This is a genomic window from uncultured Actinomyces sp., from assembly GCA_900541895.1.
Classification (GTDB): Bacteria; Actinomycetota; Actinomycetes; order Actinomycetales; family Actinomycetaceae; genus Pauljensenia.
The window spans coordinates 65,566-79,229 of sequence record UWSI01000001.1 but is presented as its reverse complement, the minus strand read 5'-3'; the positions used below and the strand labels follow the sequence as shown (position 1 = coordinate 79,229).

At 59.5% G+C, this 13,664-nt stretch carries 26 protein-coding genes; all 26 read left to right on the top strand.

The features are described 5' to 3' along the window. Positions 1-3 precede the first annotated feature (3 nt). Positions 4-669 carry a 50S ribosomal protein L3 gene (rplC, locus tag QZR18_RS00440; RefSeq protein ID WP_178706751.1) on the top strand — a complete coding sequence of 222 codons (666 nt, stop codon included), beginning with the start codon at positions 4-6 and terminating at the stop codon, positions 667-669. 2 nt (positions 670-671) lie between these two features. After that, on the top strand, positions 672-1,316 hold the full coding sequence (gene rplD, locus QZR18_RS00435; RefSeq protein ID WP_026066606.1) for a 50S ribosomal protein L4: 645 nt from the start codon (positions 672-674) through the stop codon (positions 1,314-1,316). After that, positions 1,313-1,618 (top strand): 50S ribosomal protein L23, encoded by a 306-nt coding sequence (gene rplW / locus QZR18_RS00430; protein WP_009408778.1) that lies wholly within the window; start codon positions 1,313-1,315, stop codon positions 1,616-1,618. Before rplD ends, rplW begins: the two co-directional genes overlap by 4 nt. Before the next feature lie 24 nt (positions 1,619-1,642). Next, positions 1,643-2,479 (top strand): 50S ribosomal protein L2, encoded by an 837-nt coding sequence (gene rplB / locus QZR18_RS00425; RefSeq protein WP_009408779.1) that lies wholly within the window; start codon positions 1,643-1,645, stop codon positions 2,477-2,479. A gap of 13 nt (positions 2,480-2,492) precedes the next feature. Continuing rightward, complete coding sequence (gene rpsS, locus QZR18_RS00420; protein ID WP_009408780.1) at positions 2,493-2,774, top strand: 30S ribosomal protein S19; 282 nt, start codon at positions 2,493-2,495, stop codon at positions 2,772-2,774. A 35-nt stretch (positions 2,775-2,809) separates the two neighbouring features. After that, positions 2,810-3,181: a 50S ribosomal protein L22 gene (gene rplV / locus QZR18_RS00415; protein ID WP_009408781.1), complete on the top strand. Its 372-nt coding sequence runs from the start codon at positions 2,810-2,812 to the stop codon at positions 3,179-3,181. Then, positions 3,182-3,991, top strand: a complete 810-nt coding sequence (rpsC, locus tag QZR18_RS00410) for a 30S ribosomal protein S3 (RefSeq protein ID WP_009408782.1) — start codon at positions 3,182-3,184, stop codon at positions 3,989-3,991. A gap of 5 nt (positions 3,992-3,996) precedes the next feature. After that, positions 3,997-4,416, top strand: a complete 420-nt coding sequence (rplP, locus tag QZR18_RS00405; protein ID WP_009408783.1) for a 50S ribosomal protein L16 — start codon at positions 3,997-3,999, stop codon at positions 4,414-4,416. After that, complete coding sequence (rpmC, locus tag QZR18_RS00400) at positions 4,416-4,649, top strand: 50S ribosomal protein L29 (protein WP_178706748.1); 234 nt, start codon at positions 4,416-4,418, stop codon at positions 4,647-4,649. The genes rplP and rpmC overlap by 1 nt, the downstream gene beginning before the upstream one ends. A gap of 5 nt (positions 4,650-4,654) precedes the next feature. Beyond that, positions 4,655-4,921, top strand: a complete 267-nt coding sequence (rpsQ, locus tag QZR18_RS00395) for a 30S ribosomal protein S17 (protein ID WP_009408785.1) — start codon at positions 4,655-4,657, stop codon at positions 4,919-4,921. Between the two features lie 95 nt (positions 4,922-5,016). Further along, positions 5,017-5,385: a 50S ribosomal protein L14 gene (gene rplN / locus QZR18_RS00390; RefSeq protein ID WP_009408786.1), complete on the top strand. Its 369-nt coding sequence runs from the start codon at positions 5,017-5,019 to the stop codon at positions 5,383-5,385. Next, positions 5,385-5,819, top strand: a complete 435-nt coding sequence (gene rplX / locus QZR18_RS00385) for a 50S ribosomal protein L24 (protein ID WP_009408787.1) — start codon at positions 5,385-5,387, stop codon at positions 5,817-5,819. Before rplN ends, rplX begins: the two co-directional genes overlap by 1 nt. A 2-nt stretch (positions 5,820-5,821) precedes the next feature. After that, the gene (gene rplE, locus QZR18_RS00380; RefSeq protein ID WP_009408788.1) at positions 5,822-6,367 is read left to right on the top strand and encodes a 50S ribosomal protein L5; all 546 of its coding nucleotides are present in this window, start codon (positions 5,822-5,824) and stop codon (positions 6,365-6,367) included. Positions 6,368-6,369: 2 nt separating this feature from the next. Then, positions 6,370-6,555, top strand: coding sequence for a type Z 30S ribosomal protein S14 (locus QZR18_RS00375; RefSeq protein ID WP_009408789.1), 186 nt, complete (start codon positions 6,370-6,372; stop codon positions 6,553-6,555). Positions 6,556-6,617: 62 nt separating this feature from the next. Continuing rightward, positions 6,618-7,016, top strand: a complete 399-nt coding sequence (rpsH, locus tag QZR18_RS00370) for a 30S ribosomal protein S8 (RefSeq protein WP_009408790.1) — start codon at positions 6,618-6,620, stop codon at positions 7,014-7,016. A 15-nt stretch (positions 7,017-7,031) separates the two neighbouring features. After that, positions 7,032-7,568, top strand: a complete 537-nt coding sequence (gene rplF, locus QZR18_RS00365; RefSeq protein ID WP_178706745.1) for a 50S ribosomal protein L6 — start codon at positions 7,032-7,034, stop codon at positions 7,566-7,568. Next, a complete protein-coding gene (rplR, locus tag QZR18_RS00360) occupies positions 7,568-7,939 on the top strand; it encodes a 50S ribosomal protein L18 (RefSeq protein ID WP_048713915.1) in 372 nt (123 codons plus the stop codon). The genes rplF and rplR overlap by 1 nt, the downstream gene beginning before the upstream one ends. A 29-nt stretch (positions 7,940-7,968) precedes the next feature. Further along, a complete protein-coding gene (gene rpsE, locus QZR18_RS00355) occupies positions 7,969-8,661 on the top strand; it encodes a 30S ribosomal protein S5 (RefSeq protein WP_009408793.1) in 693 nt (230 codons plus the stop codon). Next, positions 8,661-8,843, top strand: a complete 183-nt coding sequence (rpmD, locus tag QZR18_RS00350; protein ID WP_009408795.1) for a 50S ribosomal protein L30 — start codon at positions 8,661-8,663, stop codon at positions 8,841-8,843. Before rpsE ends, rpmD begins: the two co-directional genes overlap by 1 nt. A 2-nt stretch (positions 8,844-8,845) precedes the next feature. Then, positions 8,846-9,325 carry a 50S ribosomal protein L15 gene (gene rplO / locus QZR18_RS00345; RefSeq protein ID WP_178706742.1) on the top strand — a complete coding sequence of 160 codons (480 nt, stop codon included), beginning with the start codon at positions 8,846-8,848 and terminating at the stop codon, positions 9,323-9,325. A 251-nt stretch (positions 9,326-9,576) separates the two neighbouring features. Next, on the top strand, positions 9,577-10,869 hold the full coding sequence (gene secY / locus QZR18_RS00340) for a preprotein translocase subunit SecY (RefSeq protein WP_178706739.1): 1,293 nt from the start codon (positions 9,577-9,579) through the stop codon (positions 10,867-10,869). After that, complete coding sequence (locus tag QZR18_RS00335; RefSeq protein WP_156335120.1) at positions 10,866-11,441, top strand: adenylate kinase; 576 nt, start codon at positions 10,866-10,868, stop codon at positions 11,439-11,441. Before secY ends, QZR18_RS00335 begins: the two co-directional genes overlap by 4 nt. A gap of 95 nt (positions 11,442-11,536) precedes the next feature. Next, positions 11,537-12,529 (top strand): methionyl aminopeptidase, encoded by a 993-nt coding sequence (locus tag QZR18_RS00330; protein WP_178706736.1) that lies wholly within the window; start codon positions 11,537-11,539, stop codon positions 12,527-12,529. A 208-nt stretch (positions 12,530-12,737) separates the two neighbouring features. Further along, positions 12,738-12,959 (top strand): translation initiation factor IF-1, encoded by a 222-nt coding sequence (gene infA / locus QZR18_RS00325; RefSeq protein ID WP_009408800.1) that lies wholly within the window; start codon positions 12,738-12,740, stop codon positions 12,957-12,959. A 43-nt stretch (positions 12,960-13,002) separates the two neighbouring features. Beyond that, positions 13,003-13,116 carry a 50S ribosomal protein L36 gene (gene rpmJ / locus QZR18_RS00320; RefSeq protein ID WP_003790577.1) on the top strand — a complete coding sequence of 38 codons (114 nt, stop codon included), beginning with the start codon at positions 13,003-13,005 and terminating at the stop codon, positions 13,114-13,116. Between the two features lie 141 nt (positions 13,117-13,257). Continuing rightward, positions 13,258-13,632 (top strand): 30S ribosomal protein S13, encoded by a 375-nt coding sequence (rpsM, locus tag QZR18_RS00315; protein ID WP_009408801.1) that lies wholly within the window; start codon positions 13,258-13,260, stop codon positions 13,630-13,632. Positions 13,633-13,664 lie beyond the last annotated feature (32 nt).

The following is a 13,664-nucleotide window of genomic DNA, read 5'->3' as shown; positions in this document are numbered from 1 at the left end:
GCAATGACAAAGAATAAGCAGCACGCTGCTGCGCCTGTTAAGGCGCTGCTCGGCCGCAAGCTCGGTATGACCCAGGTGTGGGACGCCGACGGCCGCCTCGTGCCCCTGACTGTCGTGCAGGTTGGCACCAACGTTGTTACTCAGCTCCGTACTGAGGAAACCGACGGATACACCGCTATTCAGCTTGGCTTCGGCGATATCGATGCACGCAAGGTGACCAAGCCCCTGGCTGCTCACTTCGCAAAGGCCGGGGTTGCTCCCCGCCGCCATCTCGCCGAGGTCCGCACCTCCGAGGCCGATAACTTTGAGCTCGGCCAGGAACTGGATGCCTCAATCTTTGAAGCTGGACAGAGCGTCGATGTTTCGGGTAACACCAAGGGCAAGGGATTTGCCGGTGTTATGAAGCGTCACGGTTTCGCTGGCGTGTCCGCATCTCACGGTTCTCACCGTAACCACCGTAAGCCCGGTTCGATCGGTGCTTGCGCAACCCCCGGTCGCATCTTCAAGGGTCAGCGTATGGCTGGCCGTATGGGTGGTGTCCGTCGTACCGTCCAGAACCTGCACGTTCAGGCCGTTGACGTGGAAAAGGGTCTGCTCCTGATTTCGGGTGCGATTCCCGGACCTAAGAACGGCATCGTGCTGGTTCGCTCCGCTGTGAAGGGTGCGTGATCATGTCTGAAATCCGTACCATCGATGTTCTTGACCTGAAGGGTAAGAAGGCCGGCACCGTCGACCTCCCCGCAGAGGTCTTTGACGTTGAGACCAACATCCCGCTGATGCACCAGGTCGTCGTCGCTCAGCTTGCTGCAGGCCGTCAGGGCACGCACGCAACCAAGACGCGCGGCATGGTTTCCGGTGGCGGTAAGAAGCCGTTCCGCCAGAAGGGCACCGGTAACGCTCGTCAGGGCTCCATCCGTGCACCTCACTTCACTGGCGGTGGCATTGTCCACGGTCCTCAGCCTCGCGATTACTCGCAGCGCACCCCCAAGAAGATGAAGGTCGGCGCACTGCGTTCGGCTCTTTCTGACCGTGCACGCAATGGTCGCATTCACGTCGTGACCGCTCTGTTCGAAGGCGAGAAGCCCTCGACCAAGCAGGCACTGGCCGCGGTCCGCGCACTCGTTGCTGACCGTCCGGCACTTGTCGTGCTCGAGCGCGGCGATGAGCTTTCGGCTCTGTCGCTCCGCAACGCTCGCGAGGTTCACGTGCTGTGGGCAGATCAGCTCAACACCTATGACGTCCTCGACAACGAAGATGTCATCTTCACCCAGGGCGCCCTCGAGGCATTCCTCGGCACCAAGGAGGAAACGAAGTGAGCTCGATCGAAGCCGCTAAGAACCCCCGCGATATCATTCTGCGTCCGGTTGTCACCGAAAAGTCCTCGATCCTGATGGATCAGGGCAAGTACACCTTCGAAGTTGATCCTCGTTCGAACAAGACAGAGATCAAGATGGCCGTCGAAGCGATCTTCGGCGTGAAGGTTGCCTCCGTGGCTACGCAGAACCGCAAGGGCAAGGTTTACCGCACTCGCAATGGAATCGGTACGCGCAAGGATGTCAAGCGCGCCATCGTGACCCTGCGTGAAGGCACCATCGACATCTTCGGCGAGCAGGCCTGAGCGTCGGAGAACTAGAGGAAAATCATGGGAATTCGCAAGTACAAGCCCACGACCCCGGGTCGTCGCGGTTCGAGCGTCTCCGACTTCGTCGAGATCACTCGTTCCGAGCCCGAAAAGTCGCTGGTGCGTCCGCTGCACAAGACTGGCGGCCGTAACAACAACGGCCGTGTGACTGCTCGCCACCGTGGCGGCGGCCACAAGCGCGCCTACCGCGTGATCGACTTCCGTCGTCACGACAAGGATGGCGTGCCCGCACGGGTCGCTCACATCGAGTACGACCCCAACCGCACCGCTCGTATCGCCCTCCTGCACTACGCAGATGGCGAGAAGCGTTACATCCTGGCACCTGCCAAGCTCAATCAGGGCGACCTTGTCGAGTCCGGCCCCGCGGCCGATATTAAGCCCGGCAATAACCTGCCCCTGCGCAACATCCCCTTGGGTACTGTTGTCCACGCTGTGGAGCTTTACCCCGGTGGCGGCGCAAAGATTGCACGCTCTGCTGGAACCTCGGTTCAGCTCGTCGCAAAGGAAGGCCGCTTCGCTCAGCTGCGTATGCCCTCCGGTGAAATTCGCAACGTCGAAATCACCTGCCGCGCCACCATTGGTGAGGTCGGCAACGCCGAGCAGTCCAACATCAACTGGGGCAAGGCCGGCCGTATGCGCTGGAAGGGCAAGCGCCCGCACGTCCGTGGTGTTGTTATGAACCCGGTTGACCACCCGCACGGTGGTGGTGAAGGCCGTACCTCTGGTGGTCGTCACCCCGTGTCGCCTTGGGGCAAGCCCGAGGGACGCACCCGTCGTCCGAACAAGGCCAGCGACCGCATGATCGTGCGTCGTCGCAAGACCGGCAAGAATCGCTGAGTAGGAGCTGGGAATGCCTCGTAGTTTGAAGAAGGGCCCCTTCGTCGACGATCACCTTATGAAGAAGGTTGACGCCGCGGTCGAATCCGGCTCTAAGAACGTTATCAAGACTTGGTCGCGCCGTTCGGTCATCACCCCGGATTTCCTGGGTCTGACCATTGCCGTGCACGACGGTCGTAAGCACGTGCCCGTTTTCGTCACTGAGTCGATGGTGGGCCACAAGCTCGGAGAGTTCGCTCCCACGCGTACTTTCCGTAGCCACGACAAGGACGATCGCAAGGGACGTCGGCGCTGAGCCGGCCTTGCGTAACGAAGAAAAGGCAGGATTTCATGGAAGCCAAGGCGCAGGCGCGTTTTGTCCGCGTCACGCCCCAGAAGGCACGCCGTGTCGTGAACGAGGTTCGCGGCAAGGCTGCTTTGGAGGCAGCCGACATTCTGCGGTTCGCCCCGCAGGCCGTCGCCACCGATGTCCGCAAGGTGCTCTTGAGCGCAGTCGCTAACGCGAAGGTTAAGGCTGAAGCCGCTAAGGAGACCTTCAATGAGGCGGATCTTTTGATCCTCGAAGCCTACGTTGATGAAGGTCCTACGATGAAGCGCTTCCGCCCCCGCGCTCAGGGCCGTGCAGGACGCATTCTTAAGCGCACCAGCCACATCACCGTTGTGGTTGGCACTAAGGAAGATCAGAAGAAGGGAGACCGGTAAATGGGCCAGAAGGTTAACCCCACCGGGTTCCGCCTGGGAATCACAACTGATCACCGGTCTCGCTGGTTCTCCGATTCGACGACTGCAGGTCAGCGCTACGCTGACTACGTTGCAGAGGACGTCGCAATCCGCAAGAACCTGACTGAGAACCTTGAGCGCGCAGGTATTGCAAAGGTCGATATCGAGCGTACGCGTGACCGCGTTCGCGTTGATCTGCACACCGCTCGCCCCGGTATCGTTATTGGTCGCCGCGGAGCAGAAGCAGATCGTCTTCGTCAGAACCTGGAGAAGCTCACCGGCAAGCAGGTTCAGCTGAACATCCTCGAGGTTAAGAACCCCGATCTGGATGCACAGCTGGTCGCACAGGGAATTGCTGAGCAGCTCGCTGCTCGTGTCTCTTTCCGTCGTGCAATGCGTAAGGGCATTCAGTCCGCACAGCGTGCGGGAGCCAAGGGCATCCGTGTCCAGGTCTCCGGCCGTCTGGGTGGCGCTGAAATGAGCCGTAGCGAGTTCTACCGCGAAGGCCGTGTCCCGCTGCAGACCCTGCGTGCAAACATCGACTTTGGATTCCACGAGGCCCGTACGACCTTTGGTCGCATTGGCGTCAAGGTGTGGATCTACAAGGGCGATATCACCGAGCGTGAGTTTGCCCGCCAGCAGGCTGAGCAGGCCAACCGTGGTGGACGTGGACGCGGCGATCGTCGCAACCCCCGTCGCGGACAGCGTGGCCAGCAGCAGCACGAGAACACTCAGCAGCAGGCAGCTCCGGCTGAAGCACCTGCCGCTACCGAGACCGGAACGGAGGCCTGAGCCCAATGCTCATTCCCCGTCGTACTAAGTGGCGCAAGCAGCACCGCCCGCACCGCACCGGTTTTGCTACCGGCGGCACGGAGCTCGCATTTGGCGATTACGGGATTCAGGCACTCGAGGGTGCCTACGTCACGAACCGTCAGATCGAAGCTGCTCGTATCGCAATGACCCGTCACGTCAAGCGTGGTGGCAAGGTGTGGATCAACATCTTCCCGGACCGCCCGCTGACCAAGAAGCCCGCCGAAACTCGTATGGGTTCCGGTAAGGGTGCCGTCGAGTGGTGGGTTGCTCCCGTTAAGCCGGGACGCATTATGTTCGAGCTGGCCGGTGTGCCCGAGAGCCTTGCTCGCGAGGCAATGCGCCGCGCCCAGCACAAGCTTCCGATGAAGACCCGTTTCGTGGTCCGCGAGGGTGGTGACAACTGATGGCAGATAAGGGTCTGACCACCGTCGATCTCGACGCCATGGACGATGCACAGCTGTCCAAGGAGCTTGAGAAGGCAAAGGCTGAGCTCTTCAACCTCCGCTTCGCGCAGGCAGTTGGCTCCCTTGAAGACAACGGTCGTATGAAGACTGTTCGTCGTAATATTGCCCGCATTTACACCATCGCGCGTGAACGGGAGCTCGGCTACCGCACCGCACCTGGCACTGAGGAGTGACTAACATGGCAGAAACCACTGTGCGCAACGAGCGCAAGGTCCGTCGTGGATACGTCACCAGTGACAAGATGGACAAGACCGTTGTCGTCGAGATCGAGGACCGTGTCAAGCACGCCCTCTACGGCAAGGTTATGCGCAAGAGCAAGAAGGTCAAGGTTCACGACGAGCACAACGAGTGCTCCGTTGGCGACCTCGTCCTGATTATGGAGACTCGTCCGCTCTCCGCCACCAAGCGGTGGCGCGTGGTCGAGATTCTCGAAAAGGCGAAGTGACCTTCGCCTAACAGACCGAAATCCGTTCGGCAAGGCTCGGCCCCGGAGGTAACTCCGGGGCAGAGAACCGGCTCGACGACAGGAGTCAGTAGAAAATGATCCAGCAGGAGTCGCGACTGAAGGTCGCCGACAACACAGGTGCCAAGGAAATCCTCACCATCCGTGTTCTCGGCGGATCTGGTCGGCGTTATGCCGGAATCGGCGACGTGATCGTCGCCACCGTCAAGGATGCAATCCCCGGCGGAAATGTTAAGAAGGGGGACGTCGTTAAGGCGGTCGTCGTGCGTACGCGCAAGGAGACCCGTCGCCCCGACGGTTCCTACATCCGTTTCGATGAAAACGCGGCAGTCATTCTGAAGAATGACGGTGAACCCCGCGGTACGCGTATCTTCGGCCCCGTGGGCCGCGAGCTGCGCGAAAAGAAGTTCATGCGAATCGTTTCTCTCGCACCGGAGGTGATCTGATGGCAGCGAAGATTCGTAAAGGTGACTTGGTCGAGGTCGTTCGCGGACGTACCTCGGACGAAAAGGAACTCGCAAAGCGCAACGCACGCCGTGCCGAGCAGGGCCTCGAGCCCCTCAAGCCCGGCGACAAGGGCAAGCAGGGTCGCGTTATTCGCGTTTTCCCCGCTCAGGAGAAGGTCCTCGTTGAGGGCATCAACCTGAAGACCCGCCACGTGCGTCAGGGACAGACCCAGGGCCAGGCCGGTGGCATCATCACCGTCGAGGCTCCGATCTCGCTGTCGAAGGTTGCTCTGGTTGATCCTGAGACGAAGCAGCGCGTTCGCGTTGGCTTCCGTGAGGACACCGTTGAGCGTGACGGCCGTACGCGCACCGTTCGCGTTCGCGTCACCCGTGGCGGAGCCCGTCGCGGCATCGAGCAGGGCAAGGAGATCTGATTATGGCCCCGCGTTTGAAGGAAAAGTACAACTCCGAAATTCGCGATGCTCTGCGCGCTGAATTCAAGCACGCAAACCCCATGGAGGTGGGCGGTCTGACCAAGATTGTCGTCAACATGGGCGTCGGCGAGGCTGCTCGTGACTCGAAGGCACTTGAGGGCGCGATCCGCGACCTCACCGCCATCACCGGTCAGAAGCCTCAGACGAGCAAGGCGAAGAAGTCCATCGCACAGTTCAAGCTGCGCGAAGGCCAGGTTATTGGCGCATACGTCACCCTCCGTGGCGACCGCATGTGGGAGTTCCTGGACCGCCTCCTCTCGACTGCGCTCCCGCGTATTCGTGACTTCCGCGGTCTGTCCTCGAAGCAGTTCGATGGACACGGCAACTACACCTTTGGCCTGACGGAGCAGTCCATGTTCCACGAGATCGATCAGGATTCCATCGACCGCGTTCGCGGTATGGACATCACGGTCGTTACCTCGGCCTCCACCGACGAAGAAGGCCGTGCTCTTCTGCGTCACCTCGGCTTCCCGTTTAAGGAGGACTGACCATGGCTAAGACGTCACTGAAGATCAAGGCTGCGCGTAAGCCCAAGTTCGGCGTGCGTGGCTACACCCGGTGCAACCGTTGCGGTCGTCCCCGCTCGGTGTACCGCAAGTTCGGACTGTGCCGTGTGTGCCTGCGTGAGCTCGCCCTTCGTGGCGATCTCCCGGGTGTCACCAAGAGCAGCTGGTAAAACTGACGTCGTAGGTCCCGGTTTTCCGGAGAAACCGCGACGAGGAAGGGGAGAATCCCCAAATGACAATGACTGATCCGATCGCAGATATGCTGACGCGTCTGCGTAACGCGAACCACGCGCGCCACGAGTCGGTTTCCATGCCGTACTCGAAGCTCAAGGCCGCGATCGCGAAGATTCTCGTCGAGGAAGGCTACATCGCTTCCATCGACGTCGAGGATGCCAAGGTCGGCCAGACGCTGGTTCTTACTCTCAAGTACGGCTCGCACCGCGAGGCCGCTATCGAGGGTCTGCAGCGCGTCTCCAAGCCCGGTCTGCGCGTCTATGCCAAGTCCACCAACCTGCCCAAGGTCCGCGGCGGCCTCGGCGTGGCAATTCTGTCCACGTCTTCCGGCCTGCTTACCGACCGTCAGGCAGCCGAGAAGGGTGTGGGTGGGGAAGTCCTCGCCTACATCTGGTGATGAGGAGGCTGAAGAATGTCGCGTATTGGTAAGAATCCGATCGAAATTCCCGCGGGCGTCGACGTCACCATCAACGGTGCAGACGTTACCGTTAAGGGCCCCAAGGGAACACTGAGCCACGTTGTGCCTGAACCCATCAGCGCCGCCATCGATGAAGGCAAGGTCGTTGTGACCCGTCCTTCCGATGATCGTGTTGCTCGTTCGCTCCACGGCCTGACCCGCACCCTGATCGCCAACATGATCGAAGGTGTGACGAAGGGCTTCTCGAAGCAGCTTGAAATTGCCGGTACCGGTTACCGCGTTGTTGCAAAGGGCAAGGACCTCGAGTTCTCCCTCGGCTTCTCGCACACCGTTTTCGTTCCGGCGCCCGAAGGCATCGAGTTCTCCGTCGAATCTCAGACGAAGTTCTCCGTGTCGGGCATCGACAAGCAGCTCGTTGGAGAGACCGCCGCTCGCATCCGTAAGCTCAAGAAGCCTGAACCCTACAAGGGCAAGGGTATCCACTACGTGGGCGAGACCATCCGTCGCAAGGTCGGAAAGGCTGGTAAGTGATGGCGTACACAGTCAAGGGCAAGGGCAAGTTCGTCGCTCGCAAGCGTCGTCACCTGCGCCTGCGCAAGAAGGTTCAGGGCACCCCTTCGCGTCCGCGTTTGGTTGTCACCCGTTCGAACCGCCACATGGTCGCACAGGTTGTGGACGATACCATCGGTCACACCCTGGTCTCCGCTTCGACCTTGGAAGCAGCACTTGTTGCCGCTGAAGGGACGAAGAAGGACAAGGCCTACCAGGTCGGCACTCTCATTGCAGAGCGCGCAAAGGCCGCAGGCATCACCGCTGTGGTCTTCGACCGCGGTGGCAATAAGTACCACGGCCGCGTTGCGGCAGTCGCAGAAGCCGCCCGTGAGGGCGGACTTGAGCTGTGACTGAGCCTCGAGGAAAGAGAGATCAACTGATGGCTGCATCGCAGCGAGGCAGGAACGGTCAGGAAGGCGCCGAGCGCTCTGGCGACGGCGAACGCCGTGACCGCCGCTCCGGTCGCGAGAACCGCGACACCCGTCGGGGCGAAAGTAAAGATCAGTACATCGAGCGTGTTGTCACCATCAACCGCGTTTCCAAGGTTGTGAAGGGTGGACGTCGTTTCTCCTTCACCGCTCTGGTTGTCGTCGGTGACGGTGAAGGCACCGTCGGTGTCGGCTACGGAAAGGCCAAGGAAGTTCCCCAGGCTATTTCCAAGGGTGTTGAGGAAGCGAAGAAGAACTTCTTCCGCGTCCCGATGATCCGCCGCACCATTACTCACGTTGTTCAGGGCCGCGACGCGGCAGGTGAAGTTCTGCTTCGCCCCGCCGCCCCCGGTACCGGCGTTATCGCCGGCGGCCCCGTCCGTGCAGTCCTCGAGGCTGCAGGCGTCCACGACGTGCTGACGAAGTCGCTCGGTTCTGACAACGCAATCAACATTGTTCACGCAACTGTTGCTGCACTGAAGCTTCTGGAACAGCCTGAAGCAGTCGCAGCTCGCCGCGGTCTTCCGCTCGAGCGCGTTGCTCCCGCTTCCATGCTCCGTGCACGCGCAGAAGGCGAAGCTGAAAAGCGCGCTGCCGCCGAGGCAAGCGAAGCTGATAAGGCTGCTGCGGGGGTGACTGAGTGATGGCAAAGCTGAAGATCACGCAGGTCAAGTCCAGCATTGGCGCCAAGCAGAACATGAAGGACACACTGCGCACCCTCGGGCTGCGCAAGATCGGCCAGAGCGTCGTTCGTGAGGATGCAGAAACCGTTCGCGGTGCCATCCACACCGTTCGTCACCTGGTTACAGTTGAGGAGGTCGACTGACCATGGCGGACTCCACGAAGAACACCGGTGAGGAGCAGGGTCGCGTCGTTCGACTGCACCACCTGCGTCCCGCCGCTGGTGCAACGACCGCGAAGACCCGCGTCGGTCGCGGTGAAGGTTCAAAGGGTAAGACCGCTGGACGTGGTACCAAGGGCACGAAGGCTCGTTACCAGGTTCCCGCAGGCTTCGAGGGTGGCCAGATGCCCATCCACATGCGCCTTCCCAAGCTGCGCGGCTTCAAGAACCCCTTCCGCGTTGAGTACCAGGTCGTCAACGTCGGTCGTCTGCAGGAGCTCTTCCCCGAAGGTGGAAAGGTAACTGTTGAGGATCTCGTTGCACGTTCCGCAGTGCGCGACGGTTGGGCAGTGAAGGTGCTTGGCACCGGTGAGCTCACCGTTAAGCTCGATATCGAGGTCGACTCTTGGTCGGCTTCGGCAGAAGTGAAGATTACTGCTGCCGGCGGTTCTATCAAGACCCGCTGAGTGGTGATTGCCACGGGGGTGGCTCGGTTTCCGGGCTGCCCCCGTTTCGCTTTCTTGCACGTCGAGGCCGTTTCCCCAGTCACTGAAGCCCCCGATTTCAGTGGCTATCCAAGCGGGAGATGGCCTTTACCCATATCACAGTTTCTCAAGTTCTCTACTTTTGATTCACAGTATCCCTGTCATTTCAGGTAGTCTTTTGAGAGTCGTGCGATCTAAATGGTCGCAATTATTTCATTACGTAGGAGGAAGCCTTGCTCAGTGCGTTCGCGCAGGCATTCCGTACCCCAGATCTCCGACGGAAACTTCTGTTCACGCTATTCATCATGGCGATGTTCCGTCTGGGCTCTTTCATCCCAACTCCGGGCGTTGATTCGCAGGCAGTAAACAAGTGTCTTGCTCAGCAGAGTGACGCTTCACTGCTGGACTTGGTGAACCTCTTTTCTGGTGGTGCGCTCCTCCAATTGTCGATCTTTGCGCTGGGTATCATGCCCTACATCACCGCATCGATCATCATTCAGCTTCTGCGCGTCGTGATTCCTCGTTTCGACGATTTGCACAAAGAAGGTCAGACCGGTCAAACGAAGCTCACTCAGTACACACGTTATCTGACAATTTTCTTGGGCGTACTTCAGTCCACAACCATGATTTCGCTGGCCCGTTCAGGAAATCTTTTCGCCGGATGCTCTGAGAGGGTTATCCCCTCGAATTCGGTGTGGACCTTCCTTCTCATGATGATCGTCATGACCGCCGGTACCGGTGTCATCATGTGGCTCGGCGAATTGATCACCGAACGCGGTATCGGTAACGGTATGTCGCTGTTGATCTTTACTTCTATTACCGCGCGTATGCCTTCCCAGCTTCTCACTATCGGACAAAGTGGTAAGTGGGGAGCAGTCTTCGCGATCATCGGCCTGATGCTTCTCGTCTCGATCGTCGTGGTTTATCTTGAGCAGGCTCAACGCCGAATCCCCGTTCAGTACGCAAAGCGCATGATCGGTCGCCGTCAGTATGGCGGTACAACGACTTACATTCCTCTGAAGATCAATATGTCGGGCGTTATCCCCGTCATCTTTGCTTCTTCACTTCTGGCATTCCCTCCGATGCTCGCACAGTTCGGCAGCCAGGACTCCAAGTGGGTCCAGTGGATTAGCGCGAACTTCCACCAGGACGCATGGCCCTACTTGACCACCTACGCCCTGCTCACACTCTTCTTCACCTTCTTCTACACCGCGATCACCTTCGATCCGGATGAGGTTGCGGATAACATGAAGCGCTACGGCGGCTTCATCCCCGGATACCGCGCAGGCCGTCCGACGGCTGAGTTCCTGCGTTACGTGATGAACCGAATCACCACCGCCGGTGCGCTCTACTTGGTCATCGTCGCGCTCATTCCTTCGTTGGCGATCATTCCGTTGCACATTTCCCAAGGACAGATGCCCTTCGGCGGCACGACCCTTCTGATTATCATCGGTGTCGGCCTACAGACGGTGAAGGAAATCAACACTCAGCTTCAACAGCATCACTACGAAGGATTCTTGCGATGACCGCTATCGTTCTCCTCGGCCCTCCCGGAGCTGGTAAGGGTACCCAGGCCGCGCGTATCGCCGAGCGCCTGAACATTCCCGCTATCTCCACCGGAGAGATCTTCCGCGCCAATATGTCTGAGGGCACGGAATTGGGCAAACGAGCCAAGGAATACATGGAACGCGGTGAGTTCGTTCCTGATTCGGTAACGAACCCCATGGTGAAGGTGCGTCTTTCGGCACCGGACACCGCCAACGGCTTCCTCCTTGACGGCTACCCCCGTACCCTGGAACAGGCGCATGTTCTGCGCGACATGCTTGCCGAACTTGGTGTGAGCTTGGATGTCGTCTTGGAGATTCAGGTTGACGAAGACGAGGTCGTGGCTCGCATGCTCAAGCGTGCAACCGAGCAGAACCGCTCGGATGATACTGAGCCCGTGATTCGTCACCGCCTTGAGATCTACCACGAGCTGACTGAGCCCATGGCAACCTACTACGCCGATCAAGACCTACTTCAGGTCGTTGACGGACGCGGTTCGATCGACGAAGTGAGCGAGCGCATCTTCGCGCTTCTCGACGGTCTCAACAAGTAAGCAACACGTACCCTGGCGCTGCTCAGCGCTGATACGGAACCGGGGCGCGGTGGTGAAAGCCATCGCGCCCCGGAGTTTCATCCAAAGGAAGCACAATGTCCCACATTGAATACAAGACCCTTGATCAGATCAAGTGGATGCGAGAAGCCGGGCTGGTTGTTGCAGAAATTCACCGAAGCCTGCGAGAGGCGGCTCGTCCCGGCGTAACAACCGGTGAGCTGGACGAGGTAAGCGCAGATGCGATCCGTCGTTGCGGTGCGCGCTCGAACTTCCTCAATTACTACGGCTATCCCGCAACGGTGTGTATTTCCCCCAATGACGTGATCGTTCACGGCATCCCCGGAAAGCGCAAGCTCGCTGTCGGTGACATTGTGACCTTCGACTGCGGGGCATGGCTTGAGCGCAGTGGTCAACAGTGGCACGGAGATGCAGCATTCTCAATGATCGTCGGAGATGAATTCACCTCTGATGAAGAGTTTGCGCGTTCTTGGGTTCGTCGTCACCAAGGACCGGGCGCGGGAAAACGCTGGGGGAGTGCGATCCCTTCAGCTCCTCAGACTGAGGTGGGCGAAACCAAGGCGGCCTCGGCAGGGGAAGTTTCGCAGCAGGGAAGCGTTGCACGCAGGCGCGAGCTCGACCTCGTTACTCGTGAGGCGCTGTGGGCGGCACTCGCCTCGGTTGCTCGTGGAAAGCGCGTGAGCGCAGTTGGCGAGGCCGTCGAGCGCGTCGTTGCCGAGCGTGCGGAGGACCTTGGCTGGGAAGCGGGAATTATCGAGGACTTCACCGGACACGGGATTGGTACCGCGATGCACCAGGACCCGGAAGTCCTGAACTATCGCGTGCGTGGCATGATGCCCAGGCTACGTCCCGGAATGGTTCTGGCTGTTGAACCGATGCTGACCAGCGGGGACATTGAGAATGTCACCGAGAACGATGACTGGACGGTTCGCACCGTTGATGGCTCAGATGCCGCTCAATGGGAGCACACCATCGCAATTTTGGATGATGGTGTCGCAATCTTGAGTGCCATTGACGGGGGAGTAGCAGGGCTTGCGCCTTTCGGCGTCACTCCTGTTTTGCTGGACTGATCCGCTTGCGCGCATGAATATGCCAACGCCTTGCTGGAATTAAGCGTGAGGTGATAGACACCGCATCCAGCTTTCCAAGAAGGGCCAAAATAGCGTAGGCTCGACCCTTGGACGTGTCTTTGGGGGCAGTATGCCTGTTTCCAAGGGCAATCCCGAGCGGCCTGAGGCCGTTCGAATCCGAAAAAGTAGTAGAGGATAGACGGAGGATATGGCGAAGAAGGACGGCGTCATCGAAATCGAAGGCACGGTTATCGAAGCCTTGCCGAATGCGATGTTCCGCGTGGAATTGAGCAATGGACACATCGTGCTTGGCCACATTGCCGGCAAGATGCGTCAGCACTACATTCGCATTCTGCCCGAGGACCGAGTGGTCGTCGAGCTGAGCCCCTACGACCTCTCTCGAGGCCGCATCGTCTACCGCTACAAGTGAACACACCGACACAAGCTACCTGCGGGTAGCGGAGGTACACACCATGAAGGTCAAGCCGAGTGTCAAGAAGATCTGTGACAAGTGCAAGGTGATTCGTCGCCACGGCAACGTCATGGTCATCTGTGACAACCCCAGGCACAAGCAGCGCCAGGGCTGAATCCTCGCTGCGATAACGCCGGAGTAATCCGGCAGCATCATTCCACACGCGCTTGCGCGACCCTCGGTTCGGAGGCCGGGGCCGGGTGGCTCACCCGGGAGGAGTGGTGACGACCTCCGATGAACAATTTGGAGCATAAACATGGCACGTATTGCCGGCGTCGACCTCCCTCGCGAAAAGCGTATGGAGATCGCGCTCACGTACATTTATGGAGTTGGACGCACCCGCGCCAAGGAGACCCTCGAGGCCACCGGCGTGAGCCCCGATCTTCGCGTGAAGGATGCCACCGAGGAAGACCTCGTCAAGCTTCGCGAATACATCGAGAACACCTTTAAGGTGGAAGGCGATCTGCGTCGTGAGGTCCAGGCAGACATCCGTCGCAAGATTGAGATCGGATCCTACCAGGGACTTCGTCACCGTCGTGGCCTGCCGGTCCACGGTCAGCGCACCAAGACCAATGCGCGTACCCGTAAGGGCCCCAAGCGCACCGTTGCAGGTAAGAAGAAGGCCAAGTAAGGCCGCTAAGTCCAGCGTGGACTTTTAACACA